General features: G+C 73.7%; 16 protein-coding genes. 5 read left to right on the top strand and 11 right to left on the bottom strand.

The genetic code is table 11. From position 1 onward, the window contains the following. Positions 1–5: 5 nt before the first annotated feature. The 5 genes from ACFYXU_RS26355 to ACFYXU_RS26375 form a co-directional block, all read right to left on the bottom strand. Positions 6–1,142 (bottom strand): XdhC family protein, encoded by a 1,137-nt coding sequence (locus ACFYXU_RS26355; RefSeq protein WP_389408570.1) that lies wholly within the window; start codon positions 1,140–1,142, stop codon positions 6–8. 40 nt (positions 1,143–1,182) lie between these two features. Then, complete coding sequence (locus tag ACFYXU_RS26360; RefSeq protein WP_376516484.1) at positions 1,183–2,655, bottom strand: NCS2 family permease; 1,473 nt, start codon at positions 2,653–2,655, stop codon at positions 1,183–1,185. 269 nt (positions 2,656–2,924) lie between these two features. Next, a complete protein-coding gene (gene pucD / locus ACFYXU_RS26365) occupies positions 2,925–5,324 on the bottom strand; it encodes a xanthine dehydrogenase subunit D (RefSeq protein ID WP_376516486.1) in 2,400 nt (799 codons plus the stop codon). A gap of 2 nt (positions 5,325–5,326) precedes the next feature. Beyond that, positions 5,327–5,920, bottom strand: a complete 594-nt coding sequence (locus ACFYXU_RS26370; RefSeq protein ID WP_329856979.1) for a (2Fe-2S)-binding protein — start codon at positions 5,918–5,920, stop codon at positions 5,327–5,329. 2 nt (positions 5,921–5,922) lie between these two features. Further along, on the bottom strand, positions 5,923–6,813 hold the full coding sequence (locus ACFYXU_RS26375; RefSeq protein WP_361402537.1) for a xanthine dehydrogenase family protein subunit M: 891 nt from the start codon (positions 6,811–6,813) through the stop codon (positions 5,923–5,925). A gap of 302 nt (positions 6,814–7,115) precedes the next feature. On the opposite strand from ACFYXU_RS26375, the gene ACFYXU_RS26380 reads away from it, so the two are divergent. Then, entirely contained in the window at positions 7,116–8,810 is a 1,695-nt protein-coding gene (locus ACFYXU_RS26380) for a PucR family transcriptional regulator ligand-binding domain-containing protein (RefSeq protein ID WP_329856982.1), read from the top strand. 346 nt (positions 8,811–9,156) lie between these two features. Beyond that, positions 9,157–9,945: a hypothetical protein gene (locus ACFYXU_RS26385; RefSeq protein WP_361402542.1), complete on the top strand. Its 789-nt coding sequence runs from the start codon at positions 9,157–9,159 to the stop codon at positions 9,943–9,945. 93 nt (positions 9,946–10,038) lie between these two features. On the opposite strand, the gene ACFYXU_RS26390 is transcribed toward ACFYXU_RS26385, so the two are convergent. Continuing rightward, a complete protein-coding gene (locus tag ACFYXU_RS26390; RefSeq protein WP_376517691.1) occupies positions 10,039–11,691 on the bottom strand; it encodes a hypothetical protein in 1,653 nt (550 codons plus the stop codon). Positions 11,692–11,755: 64 nt separating this feature from the next. Next, positions 11,756–12,487 carry a GntR family transcriptional regulator gene (locus ACFYXU_RS26395; RefSeq protein WP_389408588.1) on the bottom strand — a complete coding sequence of 244 codons (732 nt, stop codon included), beginning with the start codon at positions 12,485–12,487 and terminating at the stop codon, positions 11,756–11,758. 407 nt (positions 12,488–12,894) lie between these two features. Between ACFYXU_RS26395 and ACFYXU_RS26400 the strand changes: the two genes are divergently transcribed. Both ACFYXU_RS26400 and ACFYXU_RS26405 read left to right on the top strand, forming a co-directional pair. Further along, on the top strand, positions 12,895–13,761 hold the full coding sequence (locus ACFYXU_RS26400; protein ID WP_389408568.1) for a (2Fe-2S)-binding protein: 867 nt from the start codon (positions 12,895–12,897) through the stop codon (positions 13,759–13,761). Between the two features lie 194 nt (positions 13,762–13,955). Beyond that, positions 13,956–15,068: a DUF2637 domain-containing protein gene (locus ACFYXU_RS26405; protein ID WP_389408567.1), complete on the top strand. Its 1,113-nt coding sequence runs from the start codon at positions 13,956–13,958 to the stop codon at positions 15,066–15,068. A gap of 41 nt (positions 15,069–15,109) precedes the next feature. On the opposite strand, the gene ACFYXU_RS26410 is transcribed toward ACFYXU_RS26405, so the two are convergent. The 4 genes from ACFYXU_RS26410 to ACFYXU_RS26425 all read right to left on the bottom strand — a co-directional run bounded on the left by ACFYXU_RS26410 (position 15,110) and on the right by ACFYXU_RS26425 (position 23,120). Beyond that, a complete protein-coding gene (locus ACFYXU_RS26410) occupies positions 15,110–15,514 on the bottom strand; it encodes an ATP-binding protein (protein WP_376513361.1) in 405 nt (134 codons plus the stop codon). A 94-nt stretch (positions 15,515–15,608) separates the two neighbouring features. Continuing rightward, complete coding sequence (locus tag ACFYXU_RS26415; protein ID WP_376513359.1) at positions 15,609–17,351, bottom strand: pyruvate dehydrogenase; 1,743 nt, start codon at positions 17,349–17,351, stop codon at positions 15,609–15,611. 27 nt (positions 17,352–17,378) lie between these two features. Beyond that, positions 17,379–19,226: a protein phosphatase 2C domain-containing protein gene (locus tag ACFYXU_RS26420; protein WP_389408566.1), complete on the bottom strand. Its 1,848-nt coding sequence runs from the start codon at positions 19,224–19,226 to the stop codon at positions 17,379–17,381. 123 nt (positions 19,227–19,349) lie between these two features. Continuing rightward, a complete protein-coding gene (locus tag ACFYXU_RS26425; protein WP_389408565.1) occupies positions 19,350–23,120 on the bottom strand; it encodes a S8 family peptidase in 3,771 nt (1,256 codons plus the stop codon). Positions 23,121–23,352: 232 nt separating this feature from the next. On the opposite strand from ACFYXU_RS26425, the gene ACFYXU_RS26430 reads away from it, so the two are divergent. After that, on the top strand, positions 23,353–24,336 hold the full coding sequence (locus ACFYXU_RS26430) for a helix-turn-helix domain-containing protein (protein WP_329856994.1): 984 nt from the start codon (positions 23,353–23,355) through the stop codon (positions 24,334–24,336). Positions 24,337–24,356: the final 20 nt, after the last annotated feature.

A 24,356-nucleotide genomic window follows, 5' to 3' on the forward strand; every position in this document is an offset into this window, starting at 1 on the left:
ACCGCCTAGGCGACGGAGCCGATGCGCCCGTGCGGTGCGCGGGGGACGTCGTGGTGGATCGGGGTGTGGGCGCCCGTGAGGGAGAGGCCGCTGCCGCCGCGGCGGTTGGCGACGATCTCGGCGCCGATCGACAGGGCGGTCTCCTCGGGCGTGCGCGCGCCGAGGTCGAGGCCGATCGGGGAGCGCAGGCGGGCGAGTTCGATCTCGGTGACGCCGACCTCGCGGAGGCGCGCGTTGCGGTCCTCGTGGGTGCGGCGGGAGCCCATCGCGCCGACGTAGGCGACGGGAAGCTTGAGGGCGATCCGGAGGAGCGGGACGTCGAACTTGGCGTCGTGCGTGAGGACGCAGAGCACGGTCCGGCCGTCGACCTCGGTCGACTCCAGGTAGCGGTGGGGCCAGTCGACGACGATGTCGTCGGCCTCGGGGAAGCGGGCCGCGGTCGCGAAGACGGGCCGCGCGTCGCAGACGGTGACGTGGTAGCCGAGGAACTTGCCGACCTTGACGAGGGCGGCGGCGAAGTCGATGGCGCCGAAGACGATCATGCGGGGGGCGGGGACGGAGGACTCGACCAGGAGGGTCAGCGGCTGTCCGCAGCGGCTGCCGTCCTCGCCGATCTCCACGGTGCCGGTGCGGCCCGCGTCGAGCATCGCCCGGGCCTCGCCGGCCGCGGTGCGGTCCAGCTCGGGGTGGCCGCCGAGCTTCCCCTCGTACGAGCCGTCGGGGTGGACGAGGAGCGCCTGGCCCATCAGGTCGTCCGGTCCCCCGACGATCCGTGCCAGAGCCGCCGCCTCCCCCGTGGCGGCGGCCGAGAGCGCGGCGGGGAAGACCCCGCCGCGGACCGGGGTGACGAGGATGTCGATGATGCCGCCGCAGGTCAGACCGACCGCGAAGGCGTCCTCGTCGCTGTAGCCGAAGGTCTCGACGACGGTCCTGCCGTCTTCGAGGGCCTGGACGCACAGGTCGTAGACCGAGCCCTCCACACACCCGCCGGAGACCGATCCGATCGCCGTGCCCTCGCTGTCGACGGCGAGAGCGGCTCCCGGCTGCCGGGGCGCGCTGCCACCGACCGCCACCACGGTGGCGACGGCGAATGCGCGTCCCTGCTCGACCCACCGGTGCAGCTCTTCGGCGATGTCCAGCATGTCGGTCTCCTTGGGTGTGTGCGGAGGGTGTCGCCGGGCGTCAGCTGACGCCCAGCCAGCTCTCGATCGGGTGGAGGGCGAAGAACACGATGAAGATCGCGGTCAGGGCCCACATGAACGCTCCGACCTCGCGGGCCTTGCCCTGCGCCACCTTGATGACGGTGTAGGCGATGACGCCGGCCGCGACGCCCGGGGTGATGCTGTACGTGAACGGCATCAGGACGACGGTCAGGAAGACCGGGATGGCGACGGAGCTGTCGCCCCAGTTCACGTGCTTGGCGTTCATCATCATCATCGCGCCGATGACGACCAGGGCGGCGGAGCCGACCTCACGGGGCACGATCTGGGTGATCGGGGTGAAGAAGATGGCGGCCGCGAAGAACAGGCCGGTGATGACGGAGGAGAAGCCCGTGCGGGCACCCTCGCCGACGCCGGTGGCGGACTCGACGAACACGGTCTGGCCGGAGGCGCCGGAGACGCCGCCGATCGCGCCGCCCGCGCCGTCGATGAACAGCGCCTTGGACAGGCCGGGCATGCGGCCCTTGTCGTCGGCGAGGTTGGCCTCGGTGCCGACGCCGATGATGGTGGCCATGGCGTCGAAGAAGCCGGCGAGGACGAGCGTGAAGACGATGACGCCGACGGTGATGTAGCCGACGTCGCCCCAGCCGCCGAAGGAGACGTCGCCGAAGAGCGAGAAGTCGGGCGGGGAGACCGCGCTGCCCTTGAGCTCGGGGGCGCCGTTGGCCCAGGCGCCCGGGCCCTTGGCCGGGACGTCGGCGACGGCGTTGACGATCAGGGAGATGACGGTGCCGCCGACGATGCCGATGAGGATCGCGCCGGGGATCTTGCGGGCCTGGAGGGCGAAGATCGCGAGCAGGGTGATCGCGAAGATCAGGACCGGCCAGCCGACGAGCTCGCCGCCGGAGCCCATGGTGATGGGCGGGCCGAACTGCGGTCCCGCGCCCACGAAGCCGGCCTTGTTGAAGCCGATCAGCGCGATGAAGAGGCCGATGCCGATGGTGATGCCGTGCTTGAGCGGCAGCGGGATCGCGTTCATGATCATCTCGCGGAGACCGGTGACCACCAGGAGGCAGATCACCACACCGTAGACGACGCACATGCCCATGGCCTGCGGCCATGTCATCTGGGGCACGACCTGGGTCGCGAGCACACCGGAGACGCTGAGCCCCGCCGCGAGGACGAGCGGGACCTTGCCGACGAAGCCCATCAGCAGGGTGGTCACCGCCGCCGCGAAGGCGGTCGCCGTGATGACGGCGGAGGAGGCGAGGACGTGCTTGTCGACGTCCGGGCCGCCCAGGAGGATCGGGTTGAGCAGGAGAATGTACGCCATCGCCATGAAGGTGGTGATGCCGCCGCGGATCTCCGTCGCGACGGTGGATCCTCTCTCCGAGATGTGAAAGTACCGGTCGAGCCAAGAGCGTCCGGCGGGGGTGCGCGAGCCGGAGCCCGCTTCCTCAGCGGCGGTCTTGGGCTCCACAGACGACTGGGTCATGGGGCCTACTCCCAAGGTTCAAAGGGGCACCCGCATCAGACTTCGTAGCTCTGACGTGAAAAGCCGCGGGATTTGGGATATTTCGTTGGCTGCACGACCCGGGGGACGGCCCGAGACGAACGGGGTACTGCCGTGTTGCGGGGTACTGCCGTACTGCGGGGGTACTGCGGTGGTGCTGGTGACGCGGGTACTGCGGTGGGGGGATGCTCCGGGCGGTGCGGGCGGGGGAAGTGTGACGTTCCTGGGAGGCACGCACCGCCCGGAGAGTCCTAGAGGGTGCCGGTGAGCGCCTCGGGGCGGACCGGCGTCTTGTTGAGCTCCAGGCCCGTCGCCGCCCGGATCGCCGCGAGGACGGCCGGGGTGGACGACAGGGTGGGGGCCTCGCCGATGCCCCGGACGCCGTAGGGCGCGTTGGGGTCGGCCAGCTCGAGGTAGTCGACCGGGATGGTCGGCGTGTCGAGGATGGTCGGGATGAGGTAGTCCGTGAAGGAGGGGTTGCGCACCTTCGCGGTCTTCGGGTCGACGATGATCTCCTCCATCACCGCGACGCCCAGGCCCTGGGTGGTGCCACCCTGGATCTGGCCGACCACGGAGAGCGGGTTGACCGCCTTGCCGACGTCCTGCGCGCAGGCCAGCTCGATGACCTTGACGAGGCCGAGCTCGGTGTCCACCTCCACCACCGCGCGGTGCGCGGCGAAGGCGTACTGGACGTGGCCGTCGCCCTGGCCGGTGACGAGGTCGAAGGCCTGGGTGGGACGGTGCCTCCACTCCTCCTCGACCTCCACGGCCTGGTCCTCCAGGACGTCCGCGATGGTGGCGAGGGCCTCGCCGCCGTCGGTGACGACCTTGCCGCCCTCCAGGAGGAGTTCGGCGTTCGCCCAGGCCGGGTGGTACGAGCCGAACTTGCGCCGGCCGATCTCCAGGACCTTCTCGCGGACGATCTCGCAGGAGTTCTTGATGGCGCCGCCGGTCATGTACGTCTGGCGGCCCGCGGAGGTCGAACCGGCCGAGCCCACCTGCGTGTCCGCGGGGTGGATGGTGACCTGCTGGACACCGAGCTCGGTACGGGCGATCTGCGCGTGGATCGTGACGCCGCCCTGGCCGACCTCCGCCATGGCGGTGTGGACCGTGGCGACGGCCTCGCCGTTGATGACCTCGATGCGGATCTTGGCGGTCGAGTAGTCGTCGAAGCCCTCGGAGAAGCCGACGTTCTTGATGCCGACCGCGTAGCCGACGCCCCGGACGACGCCCTCGCCGTGCGAGGTGTTGGACAGGCCGCCCGGCAGCGCGCGGACGTCCGCGCTCTCGCCGGCGGTCTCCCACTGGCGCTCCGGCGGCAGCGGACGGGCCTTGACCCGGCGGAGGAGCTCGGCGACCGGGGCCGGCGAGTCCACGACCTGGCCGGTCGGCATGATCGTGCCCTGCTCCATGGCGTTGAGCTGGCGCAGCTCCACCGGGTCCATGCCCAGCTTGGCCGCGAGCTTGTCCATCTGGGCCTCGTAGGCGAAGCAGGCCTGGACCGCGCCGAAGCCGCGCATGGCGCCGCAGGGCGGGTTGTTGGTGTAGAGGCCGATCGCCTCGATCTCCACGTCCTCGATGACGTACGGGCCGACCGAGAGGGAGGAGGCGTTGCCGACGACCGAGGCCGTGGACGACGCGTACGCGCCGCCGTCGAGCACGATCTTGCACTTCATGTGCGTGAGCTTGCCGTCCTTGGTGGCGCCGTGCTCGTAGTAGAGCTTCGCCGGGTGCCGGTGGACGTGCCCGAAGAAGGACTCGAACCGGTTGTAGACCATCTTGACCGGCTTGCCGGTGCGCAGGGCGAGGATGGAGGCGAGGATCTGCATGGAGATGTCCTCGCGGCCGCCGAAGGCGCCGCCGACACCCGCCATCGTCATGCGGATCTTCTCCTCGGGCAGGCCGAGGCAGGGAGCGATCTGCTTGAGGTCCGAGTGCAGCCACTGGGTGGCGACGTACAGGTCGACGCCGCCGTCCTCGGCCGGCACGGCGAGGCCGGACTCGGGGCCGAGGAAGGCCTGGTCCTGCATGCCGAAGGTGTACTCGCCCTTGACGATCACGTCGGCGCGCTTGGCGGCCTCGGACGCGTCGCCGCGGATGATCGGCTGGCGGTGCACGATGTTCGGGTGCGGGACGTGACCCGAGTGGTGGTCGTCGCGGTTCTCGTGGACCAGGATCGCGTCCGGGGCGAGGGCGGAGGCCTCGTCCGTGATGAGCGGGAGCTCGCGGTACTCGATCTTGATCTTCGCGGCGGCGCGGCGGGCGGTCTCCGGGTGGTCGGCGCCCACGAGGGCGACCGGCTCACCGTGGTGACGGACCTTGCCGTAGGCGAGGACCGGGGTGTCCTGGAACTCCATGCCGTAGTTCTTCGCGGCGGGCAGGTCCTCGTGGGTCAGGACGGCGTAGACGCCGTCCATCGCGAGGGCCTCGGAGATGTCGATGGACACGATCTCGGCGTGGGCGACGGTGGAGCGCAGGATCTGGCCCCACAGCATGTCCTCGTGCCACATGTCGGAGGAGTAGGCGAACTCGCCCGTGACCTTGAGGGTGCCGTCCGGGCGGAGCGTGGACTCGCCGATGCCGCCCTTGACGTGGTTCTGCGTGACGTCGGTGGGCGTGCCCACCGGAGTCGTGCGGGTGTTCTGAGCCATCGTCAGACCGCCTCTCCCTGACGCTCCTGGCGAGCGGCCGCGAGGCGGACCGCGTCGAGGATCTTCTCGTAACCGGTGCAGCGGCAGAGGTTGCCGGAAAGCGCCTCGCGGATGTCCGCGTCCGTCGGGGACGGGTTGCGCTCCAGCATCTCGTCGGCCGCGACGAGCAGGCCCGGGGTGCAGAAGCCGCACTGGACGGCGCCGGCGTCGATGAACGCCTGCTGGATCGGGGAGAGTTCGACACCCTCACCGGTCTGCGAGTCCTGGGGCTTGGCCTGCCACTTCTTGGCGGCGTCGACCGAGGTGCCGCAGGCACCGGTCGCGCAGCCGCTGTGCGCCTCGCGCTCCTTGGCGTACTCCGCCAGGCCCTCGACGGTGACGACCTCGCGGCCCTCGACCTGACCGGCGGCGACCAGACACGAGCAGACCGGCACGCCGTCGAGACGGACGGTGCAGGAACCGCACTCGCCCTGCTCGCAGGCGTTCTTGGAGCCGGGCAGGCCCAGGCGCTCACGCAGAACGTAGAGGAGGGACTCGCCCTCCCAGACGTCGTCGGCTTCCTGCGGACGACCGTTGACCGTGAAATTGACGCGCATGGTTATGCAGCTCCCTCAAGCGTGTGGCCGGCGCCGCGGTACTGCTCCCAGGTCCAGCCGAGCTGGCGGCGCGCCATGATGCCGACCGCGTGGCGCCGGTACTTGGCGGTGCCGCGGACGTCGTCGATCGGGTTGGCGGCGGCCGAGCAGAGGTCGGCGAACTGCTTGGCGATCGACGGGGTGATGATCTTGCCGTTGTCCCAGAAGCCGCCCTCGTCCAGAGCCGCGTTCAGGAAGGCCTCGGCCTCCTTGGCGCGGATCGGGGTCGGCGCGGCGGAGCCGATGCCGGTACGCACGGTCCGGGTCTCCGGGTGCAGGGCCAGGCCGAAGGCGCAGACGGCGATGACCATCGCGTTGCGGGTGCCGACCTTGGAGTACTGCTGGGGACCGTCCGCCTTCTTGACGTGGACGGTCTTGATGAGCTCGTCGGGCTCGAGCGCGTTGCGCTTCACGCCCGTGTAGAACTCGTCGATCGGGATGAGGCGGCTGCCGCGCACGGACTCGACCTCGACCTCGGCGCCCGCGGCGAGCAGGGCCGGGTGGGCGTCGCCGGCGGGCGACGCGGTGCCGAGGTTGCCGCCGACGCCGCCGCGGTTGCGGATCTGCGGGGAGGCGACCGTGTGCGAGGCCAGCGCCAGACCCGGGAGCTCTGCGCGCAGGTTCTCCATGATCTGCGTGTACGGGACGGAGGCGCCGAGGATCACGCTCTCCTCGCCGACCTCCCACTCGCGCAGCAGCTCGATACGGTTCAGGTCCAGGAGGTACTCGGGGCGCCGGTGGTCGAAGTTGATCTCGACCATGACGTCGGTACCACCGGCGATGGGCACGGCCGTGGGGTGCTCGGCCTTGGCGGCGAGCGCCTCCTCCCAGCTGGCGGGGCGAAGGAAGTCCATGGTGGCTCTCTTCTAGTGATTCTGGTGATCGGGGGTCGAGCTACTGGGTCCGGGGGGACGGCCGGCCCTCGACGTGTTCATGAGCTGTTCACGCGGTGTGTGGCCTAGTACACAAGCCCCACTCGCCCGGGTGCAGTCACCGAAAACATGAAGGAGTTGGCTGGCTCCCGTCGTCGTCTTGTAGATTCGAACGAAAGGCGGGGAACAGAAACCTCGCCGTTTTCCCCTGGAAACGGTGGCACCACCCCACCGTCGACAACGCGACACCCACCATCACCGAACGAAGGAACGGCGGCGACACGATGCGGCTGCGCGCACTGCTGGAGAACGACGCGCTCGGGCTGCGCCTGCTCGGCGGCGACGACGAGCTGGACCGAACCGTCCGAGGCGTCATGACCACGGACCTCAAGGACCCCAGCCGGTACCTCTCCGGCGGAGAGCTGGTGCTCACCGGCCTCGCCTGGCGGACGGACCCGGCCGACGCCGAGCCCTTCGTCCGGATCCTGGCCTCGGCCGGGGTGGCCGCCCTGGCCGCGGGCGAGGCCGAGCTCGGCGACATCCCCGACGATCTCGTAGAGGCGTGTTTGCGCCACCGGCTCCCCCTGTTCGCCGTGAACGAGTCCGTTGCGTTCGCGACGATCACCGAGCACGTTGTTCGACAGGTCTCCGGCGAGCGGGCGGGCGACCTGGCGGCGGTCGTCGACCGGCACCGGCGGCTGATGACCTCCGGTCCCGCGGGCGGCGGACCCGAGGTCGTCCTTGACCTCCTCGGCTCCGACCTGGACCTCCGGGCCTGGGTCCTCTCCCCCACCGGGCGCCAGATCGCGGGCGCCGGAGAGCCCCTGGAGGCCGGCCTCGCGGCCACCCTGGCCGGGGAGCACCTGGCCGCCACCCGGACCGGCCGGCGCGGTCCGCACCGCCTGGGCGTCGCCGGGTCCACGTACTCGCTCTTCCCGATCCGCAACACCGGCCGGGGCGCGGCGCCCGCCTCCCGGGACGTCCGCGAGACGGTCCTGTCGGACTGGCTGCTCGCCGTCGAGGCCGACGCCGGGGACTGGCCCGCCGCCCGGCTCGACCTGCTCCAGGGCGTGACCCAGCTGATCGCCGTCGAGCGGGACCGCCGCGACGCGGCCCGCACGGTGCGGCGCCGGCTCGCCCAGGAGGTCCTGGAGCTGGTCCAGACGGGCGCCGCGCCCGCCGAGATCGCGGCCCGGCTGCGGGTCGCCGCCCCGGTGCTGCTGCCCGGGCTCGGCACCGCCCCGCACTGGCAGGTGGTCGTCGCCCGGGTGGAGTGGGAGCAGGAGGCCGGTCAGACCCCCGTGGACAGCGGGCCGGTCGCGCAGGCGCTCCTGGAGGAGGTCCTCGTCGACCCGGCGACCGTCGGTGCCGAGTCGGCCGACCGGATCGCGGTCGCGCACAGCGGCGACGAGGCGATCGCGCTGGTCCCGCTCGCCGCGGGTCCGCTGCCGGACAGCGAGGACGAGGGCCCGGCCCCCGCCCTCGGGCTGCACGCGGACGCGCTGCTCGCCTCCGTGCGGGCGCCGCTCTCCTCGGGCCTGGCGGACGACGGGCGCCTCACGCTGGGCGTCAGCGCGGCCGTGCACTCGGCCGAGGGCCTGCGCGGGGCCCTGGAGGAGGCCCGGCACGCCCGCCGGGTGGCCGCCGCCCGTCCGGGCCGGGTCTGCGCCGCGGGGCACCACGAGCTGGCCTCGCACGTGCTGCTGCTGCCGTTCGTCCCGGACGACGTGCGGCGCGCCTTCACGGCCCGCCTGCTGGACCCGCTGCGCGACTACGACCGGCGCCACCGGGCGGAGCTCATCCCGACCCTGGAGGCCTTCCTGGACTGCGACGGCTCCTGGACCCGCTGCGCGACCCGCCTCCACCTGCACGTGAACACGCTGCGCTACCGGGTGGGCCGGATCGAGCAGCTCACCGGCCGGGACCTCGCCCGCCTGGAGGACAAGCTCGACTTCTTCCTGGCGCTGCGCATGAGCTGACCGGGAAGCCCGGCGGGTGGCCCGGGTCGAACACCGCGAGGCCCGTCCGGGGCCCAGGCGATTCACTCCTTCGGGCGAGTCCGGTGGGGTGGCGTCCGGGCCCCGGACGGGCCTTCGCCATCGGGTCCCGCGGACCGGGCCACGGCCTGATCACCGGCTTGATCACGGGCCGGCGGGCCGTCCGGCGGGCGGTCGGAGCGGGTCGCGGCGGGGGTCGCCACCGCCGCCCGAGTTTGTGAATTCTTTCACCCGACCCCTTGGCCGGGTGCTCCCGTTCGTGCTGAGATGCCGTCCTACTCAACAGCTCGATGGCGCGCTCGGGGAGGGCAATGTGGCGGATACCGCCATGTCTGGTTCCGAATCAAGGGGTGGCGAAGATCCGTCCCTCGCCTACGGCAAGGAGACACCCGTGGAGACCGCCATATGGCGTCTCCGCTCCCGAGGTTGCTGGACGGACGCGGCCGCGCTGCTCGCGCCGCACGCGACCGAACCGGCGGCCGCACTCGAACGGGCCGCGCTGCTCATCGAGCGCTGCCTCTACACCGAGAAGGGCTGGGCCGACGCGGAGGAGGCCCTGCGGGCCGCGGAGGCGGTGGCCCGCACCGACGAGGAGCGCGGCGCGGCGGCCTGCGAACGCGGCTATCTCGCCTACGCCTCCACCCTGTTGGGCGTACGCGACCGGGCGGACGAGGCCCGGATGGCGCTGGGGCGGGCGGCGGCCCTGATCGCCCCGTCCGCCGCCGGGCGGCCGCTGCTGGACTTCCGGCGCGGGCTGATCGCCCAGAACCTCGGCGACTCCCCGCAGGCGGCCCGCGCCGCGTACCGCAGGGCGCATGCCGGGGCGACCGCGCAGGGCGATGCGCTGCTGCTCTCCTTCACCTGGCGGCACCTCGCCGGACTGGCCCTGCGCGAGGGCGAGTTGGCGGAGGCGAGGCACGGCTTCGCGGAGTCCCTGCGGATCCGCGAGGAGCTGGGCTATCTGGTCGGCACGGCCCCGGCGCTCACGGCGCTGGCGGCCACGGAGACCGAGCCCGAGGCGGGCCGCCTGCGCGCCGAGGCGCGACGGCTCTTCCAGCTGCTCGGCGGCGTCCCGACCTGGCTGTCGGCCCAGCTGACACCCCGGGCGGCGACCTGAAGCGCCGCACTGTCAGGTCTCCATGACGGCTCGTCACCGTCTTGACAAGGGGCGTCCCGCCGGCCCGGACCGGCCGGCCGGACGCCCCACCTCCTAGGACCGGGGCGCGAGGCACACCAGGCTGTCGTCGGTTCCGACGAGGAGGGAGCCGGCCCCGGTGACGGCGACCGCGCGCACCGGGGGGCCCGGGCGGAAGGCGAGCGTCGGACCGCCCTCCGGGCGGTGGAGCTCCACCAGGCCGTCGGCCCAGGCGGCGGCGACCAGCGGCCCGTGTGGCGTCTCCGTCGCGTGCAGCGAGACCACCGGCGAGGGGCGTTCGACGAGCGGCTCGGGCTGGGTGTCGCGGCCGGGCGTCCAGAGCCGGACGCTCCCGTCGGCGCCGCCGGAGCAGACGAAGGGGGTCTCGGACTCGACCGCGGCGACGGCCGTGACCCGGCCGCTGTGCGAGGCCGACTGGTACAGCCCGGTCAGGCCGAAGGCGTGCACGGAGCCCAGCCGGTCCCCCACCACCACCGAGCCCGCGATCGCCGCGAGGGCCGTGCCCGGATGGCGGGCCAGGGTCGCCGAGACCGCCTCGGTGAGCCGCTCCAGATACGGCGGCCGGGGCGCCGCCCCCCGTACCGCGTGCAGCCGCCCCCGGTCGTCCAGGAGCAGCACCGTGCCGTCGGGAGCGGGCGCGAGCGCGGTGATCCGGCCGGGCACGGTGTGCGCGAGGCGCCCGGCGGAGGTCGCGTCGGCCTCGTGGAGCAGCCGTACGGTGCCGGTGGGGTCGCCGACGAGGAGGGTGCCCTCCAGGGGGCCGCCCGCCGCGCCGAGCACGGTGACCGGGCCGGGCCAGGGCGGGTTGAGGTCGCCGCGGTGCCGGGCCCACCGGACCCGCCAGGGCGCGCCGTCCGCGAGGGCGGCGAGCGCGGGGCGGAGCCGGGGGTCGGCGCCGTCGCCCAGTGCGGCGAGCAGGACCAACGCCCTTTCGGCAGGCTCCTGTTCGCGGCAGAGCGACTGTCCGGCGCGCATCCAGGCGGTCCGGAGCCCGCCGTGCTCGTCGGCGGTGCCCTCGCCGGGCCGGGGGGACGGCTCGGGCCCGTCGAGGGTGCCGGGCACCCCGGCGAGCGCGGCTCCGGTGACGTACGCGGTGGTGACGAGCAGCGGGTCGGCCGCGCAGACGGCCGCCGGGTCGGAGAGGTCCGGCAGCGGCGGGGCCGGGCGCGCGGAGGTGCCGTCGGCGGTCTCGGGCTCGCCGTCGAGGTCGACGACGGTGACCCGGCCCTCGGCGCGCAGGACGGCCGGGGCCGGGGTGCCGCTGCGGGCCTCGACCACGAGACGGACCCGGCCGACGCCGGCGAGCTCGGCGATGAGCCGGGTGAGCGCGGCGGGTTCGGCGGCGGCGTGCAGATCGGTGAGGAGGAGGACGGCCCGTCCCGCGGGGCGCGGTTCGCTGGTGGCGAGGGCGTGGACGAGGTCGCCGGGCGAGCGGGCGACGACACCGAGGCGGTCGGCGATCGTCCAGGCCGCGCCGAGCGCGCTCTGCCCGGCGAGCGGGACGAGGACCCGCGCGGTGCGGCGGCGGGTGCGGCCGGAGCGGGCCCCGTGGGCGGCGAGCCAGCCGAGGAGGGCCGTCTTGCCGCTGCCGGGGGCGCCGGTGACGAGGCAGAGGCGGGGTGCGTCGGGATCGGTGAGCCAGCCGAGGAGGGCGGCGGCCTCGGCTTCCGTTCCGTCCCCGGCCGGGGGCGGGCTCGCGGACGGCATGGGACACCTCACGGGTGACGCGGTGCGGGCGGCTGACGCCTCCGACCTTAATGGTCCGGAGGGCTCACGACTCCGATCCGGTGAAGTGCTCTCGCACCAGGGTCTGGACGACCGTCAGGTCCTGGGCGACCAGGGCGTCGAGCAGGGCGGTGTGCTCGGCCGCGTCGGCGACGAGGACGCCGTGGCGCAGGGTGGGGGCGCTGATGAGGGGCCACTGGGACCGGCGGTGCAGGTCGTCGGCGACGGCCAGCAGCTGTTCGTTCCCCGCGAGGGAGAGGACGGCCCGGTGGAAGGCCCGGTCGGCCTCGGCGTAGTGGGCGCGGTCGCCCCGGGCGGCGGCGGTCGCGGTCGCCTCGGCGAGGGGCCGGAGCTCGGCCCAGCGGGCGGCGGGGACGGTGCGGGCGAGCCGCAGCATGACGGGGACCTCGATGAGCGCCCGGACCTCGGCGAGCTCGGCGAGCTCACGGGGCGTGCGCTCGGTGACGCGGAAGCCCCGGTTCGGCACGACCTCGACCGCCCCCTCGACGGCGAGCCGCTGCATGGCCTCGCGGACGGGGGTGGCGGACACGCCGAAGCGCTCGCCGAGCGCGGGGGCCGAGTACACCTCGCCGGGGCGGAGCTCGCCGCCGACGAGGGCGGTGCGGAGGGCTTCGAGGACCTGCCCGCGGACGGAGTGCCTGCGGACGGTCCGGGGGCCGGGGGCCGCCGGTTCGCCGTGGGTGTGCTCGCCGCGCGCCTGCTCGGGCACCCGGACGGGTCCCTCGTACGCCTCGGGGAAGGAGGACTCCCGAAGCACGGACTCGGGGCGGGACTCCGCGCGCACGGGATCCGGACGGTACTCCTGGCCCGCGGCCCCCGCTCGCGCGCACTCCGTGCGTACGGACTCCCCGGGTACGGGACTCGTACGCGCGGCTTCCGCACCCGGACGCCCCGCCGCCGCACGCGTGGCGTCACCGAAGGGCGGGGACGGCCTCTCCGTCTCCCGCTCGCGCGCTGCCCCCTGCTCCACCCGGGTCCTCCTGCGGCCTCGTGCCGGGCCCGGCTCGCGTCGCCGGTTTCCTCTGTGCACCATAGGCGAACGGACCGACATCCGGGGCATACGGGTTGTCCCGCAGGTGGGAGCGGTCCTTCCGGTGGTGAGACGGCGCCCCGAATCGGGTAAGGTAAGGCTAACCTTCCAACGCTCGCGATTCGGTGGTTCGCATGACCGTCCCCGCCCTGTTGCCCACGCCCCTCGCCTCCCCCGTCGCGTCCTCCTACGCCCGGCTCGCCGAGGTGTACGCCGGTCTGCGCGTGGACGAGATCGCCCCCGGCGAGCGGCTGCCGCGCGGGGCCGGCTGGGTCGGCGCGGACGACCTCGCGGCCGGCGGCCCCCACCTCGACGCGTTCCTCGCCTGGGACGACGCGCAGGTGCTGCGCGACTACGGCGCCCAGGCCCGCCCCGACGTCGTCGCGACCTTCGGACTGCACCGGTACGCCTGGCCCGCCTGCCTGCTCGTCACCGTCCCCTGGTTCCTGCACCGCAGGGTGCCCCGGATCCCCGTCCACGACGTGTCCTTCCAGCGCGTGCTCGGCCGCATGGCGGTCCGGGTGGAGGAGTTCGCCTGCCTGCCCGGCGACCCCGCCGCCACCCTGCCCGGCGCCCGGATCGTCGCCGACGAGGAGGCACTGCGGGCCGAGGTACGGGACTCGCTCGCCGAGCACTTCGCGCCCGTCCTCGACGGTTTCGCGCCCCGGATGCGGCGCGGCCGACGGGCGCTGTGGGGGATGGCCACGGACGACATCGTCGAGGGCCTCTGGTACGTCGCGGAGCTGCTCGGCGAGGAGCCCCGGGCGATGGCCGAGCTCGAACTCCTGCTGCCGGGCAGCCCCAGGACGCACAAGCCGTACGCGGGCGGGGCGGGCTTCCGCGAACTGCCGGGCTCCGCGGGGCCGGACGGCGCTCCGCGCACCACCCGCGACCGGGCCGCCTGCTGCTTCTTCTACACGCTGCGCCCCGAGGACACCTGCCTCACCTGTCCGCGCACCTGCGACGCCGAGCGCGTCAGCCGCCTCGCCGCGACGGCCTGAGCCCTACGCCACCCGCCCGAGTGGCGTAAATCGAACTCAACCCACTTCCCTTGCAAGGGCGTTCGACCGGATCACACCTATTCGTATGCCCCACGACCCCGATGGCGTGCTCTTGCCCGGAAACCCCTTGAGCGCCCCGCGGGGTCGGCCAGTATGGGCCGCCAAACGCCCTACTGCGATGCAAGGGACACCGCATGAGACTGACCGACATATCGCTGGACTGGCTGCTTCCGGGCGGCGTGATGGTGGCCGGGGTCCTGACGGCGGTGGCGGTGCTCGCGCGCGGGAAGCGCGCCGGTGACCAGGCCGCGGCCGAGGACTCCTGGGAACGCAGCGAGGAGCGCCGCAGACGCAAGGAGGCGGTCTACGGGTTCGCCTCGTACGGGCTGCTCTTCCTCTGCGCGGCCGTCGCGGCGGCGCTCTCCTTCCACGGCCTCGTGGGCTTCGGCCGGCAGAACCTGAACCTCGCCGGGGGCTGGGAGTACCTCGTCCCCTTCGGCCTCGACGGCGCCGCCATGTTCTGCTCGGTGCTCGCGGTCCGCGAGGCCAGCCACGGCGACGCGGCGCTCGGCTCCCGCCTGCTCGTCTGGCTGTTCGCGGGCGCGGCGGCCTGGTTCAACTGGGTCCACGCACCGCGCGGCATGGGCCACGACGGGGCTCCGCACTTCTTCGCGGGCATGTCCCTCTCGGCCGCGGTCCTCTTCGACCGGGCGCTGAAGCAGACCCGGAGGGCGGCGCTGCGCGAGCAGGGCCTGGTGCCCCGTCCGCTGCCGCAGATCCGCATCGTGCGGTGGCTGAGGGCGCCCCGGGAGACCTTCGCGGCCTGGTCGCTGATGCTCCTGGAGGGCGTGAGGACCCTGGACGAGGCGGTCGACGAGGTGCGCGAGGACCGGCGGGAGAAGGAGCAGAACCGGCTCCGCAGGCGCGACCAGGTCAAGCTGGACCGGGCGAGGCTCAAGGCGATCAACCGCCAGCACCGCGCCTTCGGGCTCGGCCGCGGCGGCGGGCGCCAGGTCGAGATGGCGGCGCTGGGCGCCCCGGCCGGTGCGGGATCCGGCCCGGGTGCGGGCGGCGGTTCGGGCTCCGCGACGCCGGCCGTGCAGGCCGCCGTCGCGGAGCCCGCCATAGCGGACCCCGGACAGCTGCCGCTTCGACCCCGGCCCTCCCTGCAAGCCGTCAGGGGCGATGAGCCCCGCCCCGGCGAGTCCCGGACGGTGGACCTCACCGCCGAGGACGACACCCAGGCGCTGCCCCGTCTCGACTCCCTGGAGCGCAAGCTCAAGGACCTGGAGCAGCAGTTCGGCTGAGCGGGAAAGGACACATCACACCCGGACGGCGGGGCCGCCTCTCAGGCGGCCCCGCCGTTCAGTTCGAACCACACCACCTTGCCCACCTCGCGGTCCTCGACGCCCCAGGAGTCGGCGAGTGCCTGGACGAGCACGAGTCCCCTGCCGTTCGTACCGTCGTCGGCGGGGGGTACGAGCGGCCGGGCGAGTCCGGGCACGAAGTCGCGGACCTCGACCCTGAGCTGCTCCGGGACGACCGTCGCGGTCACGACGGCGCCGTGGTCGGTGTGGACCAGGGCGTTGGTCACCAGCTCGCTGGTGAGCAGCTCGGCCACGTCGGAGGCGCCCGGTCCGCCCCAGGTCCGCAGCAGTTCCCGCAGGGCGTGGCGCACCTCCGGCACGGCGGTGAGATCCGCGCATCCCACCTTTCTGAGCAGTTGAGTCGGCTGTCGTGCCTCCCCGGCCATATCCCCCCACCCACAGGTCGCGTCGAACAGACTCCCGGGGATGCATGCCCCGCCTCACCGCCCGCATTCATGAGGTGGGGCTTTCGGACACCGCTCAGGGCCGGGGCACGTTGCGCAGGTTGGACCGGGCCATCTGGAGCATCCGGCCCACTCCCCCGTCCAGGACGATCTTGCTCGCGGAGAGCGCGAAGCCGGTCACCATGTCGGCGCTGATCTTCGGCGGGATGGAGAGCGCGTTCGGGTCGGTGACGACGTCGACCAGGGCGGGGCCCTTGTGCCGGAAGGCGTCCCTGAGCGCGCCCGCGAGCTGTTTGGGCTTCTCGACGCGGACGCCGTAGGCCCCGGCGGCGCGGGCGATGGCGGCGAAGTCCGGGTTCTTGTTCGTCGTGCCGTACGAGGGGAGTCCGGCGACCAGCATCTCCAGCTCGACCATGCCGAGCGCGGAGTTGTCGAACACCACGACCTTCACGGGCAGGTCGTACTGGACGAGGGTCAGGAAGTCGCCCATCAGCATGGAGAAGCCGCCGTCGCCGGAGAGGGAGACGACCTGGCGGTTCCGGTCGGTGAACTGGGCGCCGATCGCCTGCGGCAGGGCGTTCGCCATGGAGCCGTGGCTGAACGAACCGATGATCCTGCGCCGTCCGTTGGGCGAGAGGTAGCGGGCCGCCCAGACGTTGCACATGCCGGTGTCGACGGTGAAGACCGCGTCGTCGTCGGCGAGTTCGTCGATGACGGAGGCGACGTACTCGGGGTGCACCGGGACGTGCTTCTCGACCTTGCGGGTGTAGGCCTTGACGACGCCCTCCAGGGCGTCGGCGTGCTTCTTCAGCATCTTGTCGAGGAAGCGACGGTCGGTCTTGGCGCGGACGCGCGGCAGGACGCACCGCAGGGTCTCGCGGACGTCTCCCCAGACGGCCAGGTCGAGCCGGGAGCGGCGGCCGAGGTGCTCGGGCCGGACGTCGACCTGCACGATCTTCACGTCGTCGGGCAGGAAGGCGTTGTACGGGAAGTCGGTGCCGAGCAGGATCAGCAGGTCGCACTCGTGGGTGGCCTCGTAGGCGGCGCCGTACCCGAGCAGACCGCTCATGCCGACGTCGTACGGATTGTCGTACTGGATCCATTCCTTGCCCCGCAGGGCGTGGCCGACGGGCGCCTTGATCCGCTCGGCGAACTGCATCACCTCGGGGTGGGCCCCGGCCGTGCCGCTGCCGCAGAAGAGCGTCACCCGTTCGGCCTCGTCGATCATGCGGACGAGGGCGTCGATCTCGGTGTCCCCGGGGCGGACGGTGGGCCGGGTGGTGACGAGCGCGGTCTCCGCCGACTTCTCCGGGGCCGGCTGGGAGGCGATGTCGCCGGGCAGCGAGACGACGCTGACGCCGCCCCGGCCGACGGCGTGCTGGATCGCCGTGTGCAGCAGCCGGGGCATCTGCTGGGGGTTGGAGATGAGTTCGCTGTAGTGGCTGCACTCGCGGAACAGCTGGTCGGGGTGGGTCTCCTGGAAGTACGAGAGCCCGATCTCGCTGGACGGGATCTGCGAGGCGAGCGCCAGGACCGGGGCCATGGAGCGGTGGGCGTCGTACAGGCCGTTGATGAGGTGGAGGTTGCCGGGGCCGCAGGAGCCGGCGCAGGCGGCGAGAGCGCCGGTGACCTGCGCCTCGGCGCCCGCGGCGAAGGCGGCGGTCTCCTCGTGCCGCACCTGGATCCAGTCGATCGCGCGGGTGCGGCGGATCGCGTCGACGACCGGGTTCAGGCTGTCGCCGACCACGCCGTAGAGCCGCCGGACGCCGGCGCGGACGAGGATGTCGACGAACTGTTCCGCCACGTTCTGTCTGGCCATGGCTCCATCAACACACGGCGCGGCGGGTTACGCCTCCCAGACGGCCACCCCCGTGCGGTCGTCGGCGTATCCCGTCACCCTCAGCTGGGTGTCCGCGAGGAAGGCGGCGAGGCCGGGCGGCTCGGCCTCGCCCCAGCGGGCGGCGAGCTCGTGGGCGAGGGCGGGTTCGCCGCGCATCGGCTCGGCGAGGCCGGGCGAGGCGAGCAGGAGGGTGTCCCCCGCACGGGCGACGGAGGCGCGGAAGCGGAACGGCTCGGCGGGCGGCGGGACGGGGTCCTCGACGAGCGGCGGCGCGGTGGTGATGCCGAGGTCCATGGTGAGCCTGTCCCCCTCCTCGGTGGCCTCCCGGACCGCGGGCGGCGAGCCGAAGCCGACAACGGGGGCGCCGGTGACGGCGGCCGGTTCGGGCAGGAGCGGTTCGAGGTCCTGCCAGGAGCCGTCGCGGAGCCGGAAGAGACCGCCGCCGCCGATGCCGAAGAAGACCCGGGTGCGGCAGTCGGGGTCGGCGGGGACGAGGAGGCAGCGCAGGGTCGCGGTGTACTCGTCGGGGGCGAGGCCGCGCTCGGCGGCGCGGGCCCGCAGCTTGCCGTAGGTCCGGTCGGTGAGCCGGTGCAGCCCGGACTTGAGGTCGCCGCGGCGGCCCGACCTGATGTCCTCGGAGAGCCGGGCGTGGCTGCGGCAGACGGCTTCGCCGATCCAGCGGCAGGCGTCGGCGGCGGCGAGGTGGGCGTCCTCGGCGGCGCGGGAGCCGGCCGCCACGGCGACGAGGACGAGCGCGGTCTCGTCGTGGCCGAAGCGGGCGGTCAGCAAGGCGTCGCGGCGGGGCTCGCCCCGGTAGCGGGCGGAGTCCCCGCGTACGGAGGCGGCGCGCACGGTGCAGGTGCCGTAGCGGGCGCCGTCGAGGACGGTGTCGGCGACCAGCTCGGCGAGCTCCCCGGGACGGGCGACAGGCAGCGCGGTGGGCTCGGGCTCGTAGGTGGGCGGTCTGCTGCCGACGAAGCCGGCCCTGGGCCGGGGCACCGACACCGCGACGGTGAGCTCGTCGGCGCCGCTCCCCTCGGGGTCGGTCTCCAGGGGCACCTGGACGGTGGGCGTCCCGGCGACGGGCCCTGCGGGGGCAGGTGCGGGGAAGGTCCTCGGTCCGCCCCCGTCGAGCCCCTCCCAGGGCGCGGGCCCAGCCACGGACGGCACCCGGCGGGGGTCGGACGCGGCGACCGCCGGGGGCCCGGACGGGCAGGGAGCGGGGGCCACCGGCGGTGCGGGCGGCTGGCTCGGCCTAGGCGGGCTGGGCTCCGACGGCTGGGGGCTGGGCGCGGCGGCCTTGGGCCGTGCGGGCGAGGGGCTGGGCGCGGCGGCCTGCGGCGGTGCGGGTGGCTGGGGCGGTGCGGCGGCCACGGGCGGCGGGGGCGGGCTCGGCTCCGATGGCCTCGGGCCCGGCGCGGCGGCCTTCGGCGGTGCGGGCGGCCGGCTCGGCGGAGCCGGGCTCGGCGTGGTCGGCGGCGGACTCGGCGCAGGCGGAGGCGGGCTCGGCACAGCCGCCGGCGACGGGCTCGGGGCCGTGGACGCCGGGCTCGGGGCGGTGATCGGGGGACGCGCAGGCCGCGGGGCCGGCGGCAGGGTGCCGCTCGGTGGGGTGGTGTCCGGTGGCGGAGGCAGCGGCGGACGGGGCGGGACGCTGGACGTGGGCGGTGCCGGTGGCGGGGCGTCCGGCACCGGCTCCGGGGCCCTCTTCACCGGGTCCTGGCTCCGGCCCGGCACCGTGCGGGGTGTCGTGTCGAAGTGGTCGTCGAGCGTCTCACCCGGGACCGTCGGGGCCGGGTCCGGCGCCGACTCGTCGTAGAGCTTGTCCCACCAGCTGTCCCCCTGCTGCGTCATGCCCTTATTGTCCACCGCCCGCGGCGCCCGAAAACGGGACATGGGGAAAACCGTTGCCACGAAAGGGTGGTCCGCCGGGCGACCCCACCCCCCACGGGAAGGACGCCCGGCGGACCGTCGTGATCAGCGCACGTCGTAGGCGCGGACCACGGTCTGGGTGACGGAGTTGCCGTTGGCGTCCGTCAGTTCGGTCCTCAGCGTGACCTGCTTGCCGGTCGCGCCCGCATGGTTCACGGTCGCCGTCCAGCCTCCGGCACGCGGAGACACCCGCGCTTCGGTCCAGGTCGTGCCCCCGTCGTAGGAGTACGAGAGCCTGGCCGAGGTGAGCGCCGCGGGAGTGTAGCCCGCGTGACCCGTCGCGGTGAGGCCGATGTGTTGGCCGTCGGTCGCGGCGAGGGTCTTGAGTCCGTCCTCCGGAAGGTCGTACCGGGGGAAGAGAATCGGGATGCCCTGAGAATAGACGCTCTCGTCAAGCTTGGAGGTGAATTTCCACACCGAGTTGACGGACGTGGACCGGGCCCACACCTTGCTGCCGATCTTCGTCGTGTTCTGTTCGAGCGTGTACGTCCCGGCTTCGGCCGGTACCTCGAAGGCGCCGAAGGGCCAGCCGGTCTCGCCGAGGAGTTCGCCGTCGCGCCGCAGGCTCAGGCTGCCGATGTCGCCGAAGGAGCCGGGCTCGGCGTGGTGGGTGCCGTCGCCCCACATGGCGTCGGCGAAGCCGATGAGGTTGCCCTGCCGCTCGGAGACGAGGACGGGCTTTCCGGTGGTGTCGCGCGGCGCGGTGGGCGCGATGACGCCGTCGTACCACCTCTCGGTGCGCTTCTCGCCGGCCCGGTACGCGTGGCGGACGCCGATCATGATCTCGCCGAAGGGGAAGCTGCTGTTGACCATCTGCTGCCAGGCGGTGTCTCCGGCGGTGTAGTACTCGGTGCGGGTGCCGGGCGCGGGGACGGTCTCCAGCGAGCCGAAGGAGACGGCGACGCCGTTCGGCCGGTGGGCGGCCGGGAAGTCCGTGAAGTCGGTGGCGATGCCGGCCGAGCCGTAGGTCGACTCGGTGCGGCCGAGGCGGTCGTCACGGACCCGGTAGTCCCGGTCGGCGCGGATCGCGCCGGTCTCGGGGAAGGCGAGGTTGTAGAGGTAGGGGCTCTTCGCCGTGGCCTTCCAGGCGAGGGTGACCTCGCCGGCCGCCAGCTCGGCGAGGAGCGCGGTCGCCTCCGTGGACGGGACGGAGAGCGCGGGCAGGCCGAGGCCGGTGAAGCCGCCGGTGGGGTACCAGCGGCCGGGGGCCGAGTGGTACGTGACGACGGCGACGGCGCCGGCGGCCTTGGCGTTCCGGGCCAGGGTGCCCGCGTCGGTGGAGTCCTCCGGGAGGCGGACGAGGGCGACGCGGCCCTGGACCCCGGCGGCCTTGAGCTCGTCCGGCGTGCCCGTTCCGGCGTCGACGAGACGGGCGGATCCGGTGCCGTCGAGGTTGTCGGAGCCGAGGGACGCGGTCAGCGGGTGCAGGGTGAGGCCGTCGGTGGTGCGCAGCGAGGTGATCTGCGGGGCGGCGGCCCGCCAGTAGCTGCCGAACTCGAAGTCGCCGTCGTGCGCGGCGCCTTCGACCGAGGCGTAGTAGCCGCGGATGCCGCGCGGGCCCGCGGCGGTCCCGGAGTGCAGCCAGAAGCCGTCCCAGGAGCGGGCGAACGCGAGGGTGGCGCCGCGGAGTTCGGAGGCCCTGTCGGTCCGCACGGACAGCCGGTGAGCCTTGCGGGCGTCGAGGACGACCGTCGTGTCCTTCCTGAGCTCGACCTGGGGGCGGCCGAGGTAGCTGAGCGAGTCGTTCAGGGTGGCGCCCTCTCCGGCGTCGGGGGTGGTGACGAAGGAGGAGAGGAAGTAGCTGCCGGGGCGCAGGCGGTAGACCTGGTCGGCGGCGCCCTCGTTGAAGCGTCGCTCGCCGCTCGCGGTGTCGGTGCCGATGACGTCGAGGGAGGAGGCGCCGTCGGCCGGCCTGCCCCGGCGGTCGATCAGCTTGACGCGCAGGGTGACGGTCTCGGGCTCCACGTAGAGGGAGAAGGGGGTGGAGACGTGGACGCCGCCCTTGCCGGTGGCGACGACGCGGCCGGTGACGTCGCCGTACTGGGCGCGCTCCAGCCGGGCGTCGGGGGCGAGGTCGAGGGGGACCTCGACGGTGGCGCCGGCCGGGACGGTGACCGTCCGCTTGCCGAGGCGGGCGACGGTCGATCGGACGGCGGAGCCGTCGTTGCCGGTGACCTTCTCGACGGCCAGGTCCAGGGTGACCGGGGCGGCGGCGGTGTTGGTGTACGGCACGGACACCGTGGTGCGGTCGCTCTTGTCCTGGGGCCAGTGGAAGGTGCCGCCCTGGACGGCGGGGGCGCCGAGGACGGTCTGGCCGATGGCGGCCTTGACGTCGAGGCGGCCGCCGCCGACCTCGCGGACGTCGCCGGGGACCCCGCTGTCGGCGGAGGCGACGAGCGCGGACTTGATCTGTTGGGCGGTCCAGTCGGGGTGGCGCTGCTTGACGATGGCGGCGGCGCCCGCGACGTGCGGGGTGGCCATCGACGTACCGGACATGGACTGGTAGGCGTACACGCCCCGGCCGCCCGCCGCGGCGGCGGAGATGGCGACTCCGGGGGCGGCTATCTCGGGCTTGAGGGTGTGCTGGACGATCGTCGGGCCGCGGCTGGAGAACCAGGCGGTGGAGTCGTCGTGGTCGGTGGCGCCGACGGTGAGCACGCCGGGCGCGCAGCCGGGCGAGGAGACCGTGTCGAGCGTGGGGCCCGAGTTGCCGGCGGCGATGACGAACAGGGTGCCCTCGTCGTGGGCGAGCTCCTCGGCCGCGACGCTCATCGGGTCGGTGCAGTCGGTGGGTACGGGGCTGCCGAGGCTCATGGAGACGACGTCGGCGCCCTGGGCGACGGCCCACTCCATGCCCGCGATGATCCAGGAGGCCGCGCCCGAGCCGGAGTCGTCGAGGACCTTGCCGTTGAGGAGTCCCGCGCCGGGGGCGACGCCCTTCTCCTTGCCGTCGCTCGCGGCGCCGGAGCCGCCGACGGTGGAGAGGGTGTGGGTGCCGTGGCCGGTGTGGTCGTCGGTGGTCTCGGAGTCGGTGAAGTTCTCCGAGGCGACGATGCGGCCCTTGAGGTCGGGGTGCCCGGCGTCGGCGCCGGTGTCGAGGACGGCGACCTTGGTGCCCTTGCCGTCGTAGCCGGCGGCCCAGGCCTCGGGGGCGTGGATCTGCTTCGTGGACTGCTCCAGGGTGGCCTGGACCTTGCGGTCGAGCCAGAGCTTCTTCAGGCCGGAGGCGGAGCGGGCGGCCGGGGCGGCGCCGACTTCGGCCCAGAAGGTGGCGGCCTGCTTCTTCTCCGTCGTGAGCGCGACGCCGTCGACGGCCTTCAGGACCTGGCCGCGCCGGGCGCCCCGGGGGGTGGCGGGGACGGAGCGGGCGAGGTCGGAGCCGTAGACCGCGATCAGGGGCAGGGTCGTGGTGGCGGCGTCGTCGTAGCCCTGGCGGATCAGTCCGGTGACGTTGAAGAGCTCCTCGTCGACGCGTCCGGCGGCGAGGGCGGCGGTGGCGTCTTCGGGGTAGACGTACAGGTCCTGGCCGGAGCGGCGGGTCTGGACCAGGGGGACGGTCCCGTCCTCGCGGGGCAACGCCGTGGCCGCAGGGTTCCCCTCGGCGTCCCGCGTGACCAGGACGCGGTCGCCGGTGACCAGGGTCACCGTGGCCGTCCGGGCTCCGTCGCCGGTGCGGGCCGGGGCCTGGCTGCCGACCAGCGGTCGCTTGCCTGCCGTGTCGTCCTGCGGCTCGTCGGCCATGGACGGCGCGACCGCGGTGACGGCCAGGACGGCGGCGGTCGCCGCCCCCAGGGCCGTACGCGAAATCGGACGCATCGCTCTCCCCATCTGAATCCGGAAAAAGCGCACAAGGCGCCCTTCGCCGGAGGCTGTTGGTGCTGCGGTGGCGCCACATTGGCAGAGGTGAGGGCGGTACAGGGATGATGGGAGAGGCGGGAATACGCCGTGGCCGTTTCCCGCCAGGTCACCAACGGAACGAATGCCTCCGGCGCACGTCCCCGAAAGATCCGGGGCGCCCGCCGGAGGTGGGGCGAGGGGTGGGGCATCCATGCTGGGAGCGATAGGTCTCGACGAGCGCCAGGAGTCCGCTTACCGCGCCCTGGTCGCGCTGGGCGCGGCCGAGGTCACCGATCTCGCGCACCGGCTCGCCCTGCCCGAGCAGGACACCGAGCGGGCGCTGCGCCGCCTGGAGTCGCAGGGCCTCGCCGCCCAGTCCTCGGCCCGCACCGGCCGCTGGGTCGCGGCCCCGCCCGGCGTCGCGCTCGGCGCCCTCCTCACCCAGCAGCGCCACGAGCTGGAGCAGGCCGAGCTGGCGGCGAAACTGCTCGCCGAGGAGTACCGCGCGGAGGCCACGGAGACGGCCGTGCACGACCTGGTGGAGGTGGTGACCGGCGCGAGCGCGGTGACCCACCGCTTCCTCCAGCTCCAGCTGGGCGCCCAGGAGGAGGTCTGCGCCCTGGTGACGGGCAAGCCGATCGCGGTCTCCGGCATGGAGAACGACGCCGAGGAGCAGGCGGCGGGGCGCGGGGTCCGCTACCGGGTGGTCCTGGAGCGCGAGGTGCTCGCCCTGCCGACGGGGCTGCTCGAACTGTCGGCGGCGCTCGGTCGCGAGGAGAAGGTCCGCGTCGCCGACCGGGTCCCGACCAAGCTGGTCGTCGCCGACCGGTCGCTGGCCATGGTCCCGCTGACCGGGCGGGGCGCCGAGCCGGCTGCGATCGTCGTCCACGCGAGCGGGCTGCTCGAATCCCTGATGGGCCTCTTCGAGTCGGTGTGGCGGGAGGCGCTGCCGCTGCGGCTGGGGGCGGGGGCGCAGGTCACCGAGGACGAGGCGCCGGGCCCGGACGTGATGGACCTGGAGATCCTGTCGCTGCTGCTCGCCGGGATGACGGACGCGAGCGTGGCCAAGCAGCTGGACCTGGGGCTGCGGACCGTGCAGCGGCGGGTGAAGGGGCTGATGGAGCTGACCGGGGTGACGACCCGGCTCCAGCTGGGCTGGCACGCGTACGAGAAGGGCTGGGTCGCCCGCGGCTGACGCCGGGGGCCGTGGGAGGG

This window comes from Streptomyces sp. NPDC002232, from assembly GCF_042890295.1.
GTDB lineage: Bacteria > Actinomycetota > Actinomycetes > Streptomycetales > Streptomycetaceae > Streptomyces.

What these genes read in the sequence shown, in the direction of transcription:
- ACFYXU_RS26355 (WP_389408570.1), bottom strand. Translation starts at nt 1,142, where the DNA reads ATGCTGGACATCGCCGAAGAGCTGCACCGGTGGGTCGAGCAGGGACGC.
- ACFYXU_RS26360 (WP_376516484.1), bottom strand. Translation starts at nt 2,655, where the DNA reads ATGACCCAGTCGTCTGTGGAGCCCAAGACCGCCGCTGAGGAAGCGGGC.
- pucD (WP_376516486.1), bottom strand. Translation starts at nt 5,324, where the DNA reads ATGGCTCAGAACACCCGCACGACTCCGGTGGGCACGCCCACCGACGTC.
- ACFYXU_RS26370 (WP_329856979.1), bottom strand. Translation starts at nt 5,920, where the DNA reads ATGCGCGTCAATTTCACGGTCAACGGTCGTCCGCAGGAAGCCGACGAC.
- ACFYXU_RS26375 (WP_361402537.1), bottom strand. Translation starts at nt 6,813, where the DNA reads ATGGACTTCCTTCGCCCCGCCAGCTGGGAGGAGGCGCTCGCCGCCAAG.
- ACFYXU_RS26380 (WP_329856982.1), top strand. Translation starts at nt 7,116, where the DNA reads ATGCGGCTGCGCGCACTGCTGGAGAACGACGCGCTCGGGCTGCGCCTG.
- ACFYXU_RS26385 (WP_361402542.1), top strand. Translation starts at nt 9,157, where the DNA reads ATGTCTGGTTCCGAATCAAGGGGTGGCGAAGATCCGTCCCTCGCCTAC.
- ACFYXU_RS26390 (WP_376517691.1), bottom strand. Translation starts at nt 11,691, where the DNA reads ATGCCGTCCGCGAGCCCGCCCCCGGCCGGGGACGGAACGGAAGCCGAG.
- ACFYXU_RS26400 (WP_389408568.1), top strand. Translation starts at nt 12,895, where the DNA reads ATGACCGTCCCCGCCCTGTTGCCCACGCCCCTCGCCTCCCCCGTCGCG.
- ACFYXU_RS26405 (WP_389408567.1), top strand. Translation starts at nt 13,956, where the DNA reads ATGAGACTGACCGACATATCGCTGGACTGGCTGCTTCCGGGCGGCGTG.
- ACFYXU_RS26410 (WP_376513361.1), bottom strand. Translation starts at nt 15,514, where the DNA reads ATGGCCGGGGAGGCACGACAGCCGACTCAACTGCTCAGAAAGGTGGGA.
- ACFYXU_RS26415 (WP_376513359.1), bottom strand. Translation starts at nt 17,351, where the DNA reads ATGGCCAGACAGAACGTGGCGGAACAGTTCGTCGACATCCTCGTCCGC.
- ACFYXU_RS26420 (WP_389408566.1), bottom strand. Translation starts at nt 19,226, where the DNA reads ATGACGCAGCAGGGGGACAGCTGGTGGGACAAGCTCTACGACGAGTCG.
- ACFYXU_RS26425 (WP_389408565.1), bottom strand. Translation starts at nt 23,120, where the DNA reads ATGCGTCCGATTTCGCGTACGGCCCTGGGGGCGGCGACCGCCGCCGTC.
- ACFYXU_RS26430 (WP_329856994.1), top strand. Translation starts at nt 23,353, where the DNA reads ATGCTGGGAGCGATAGGTCTCGACGAGCGCCAGGAGTCCGCTTACCGC.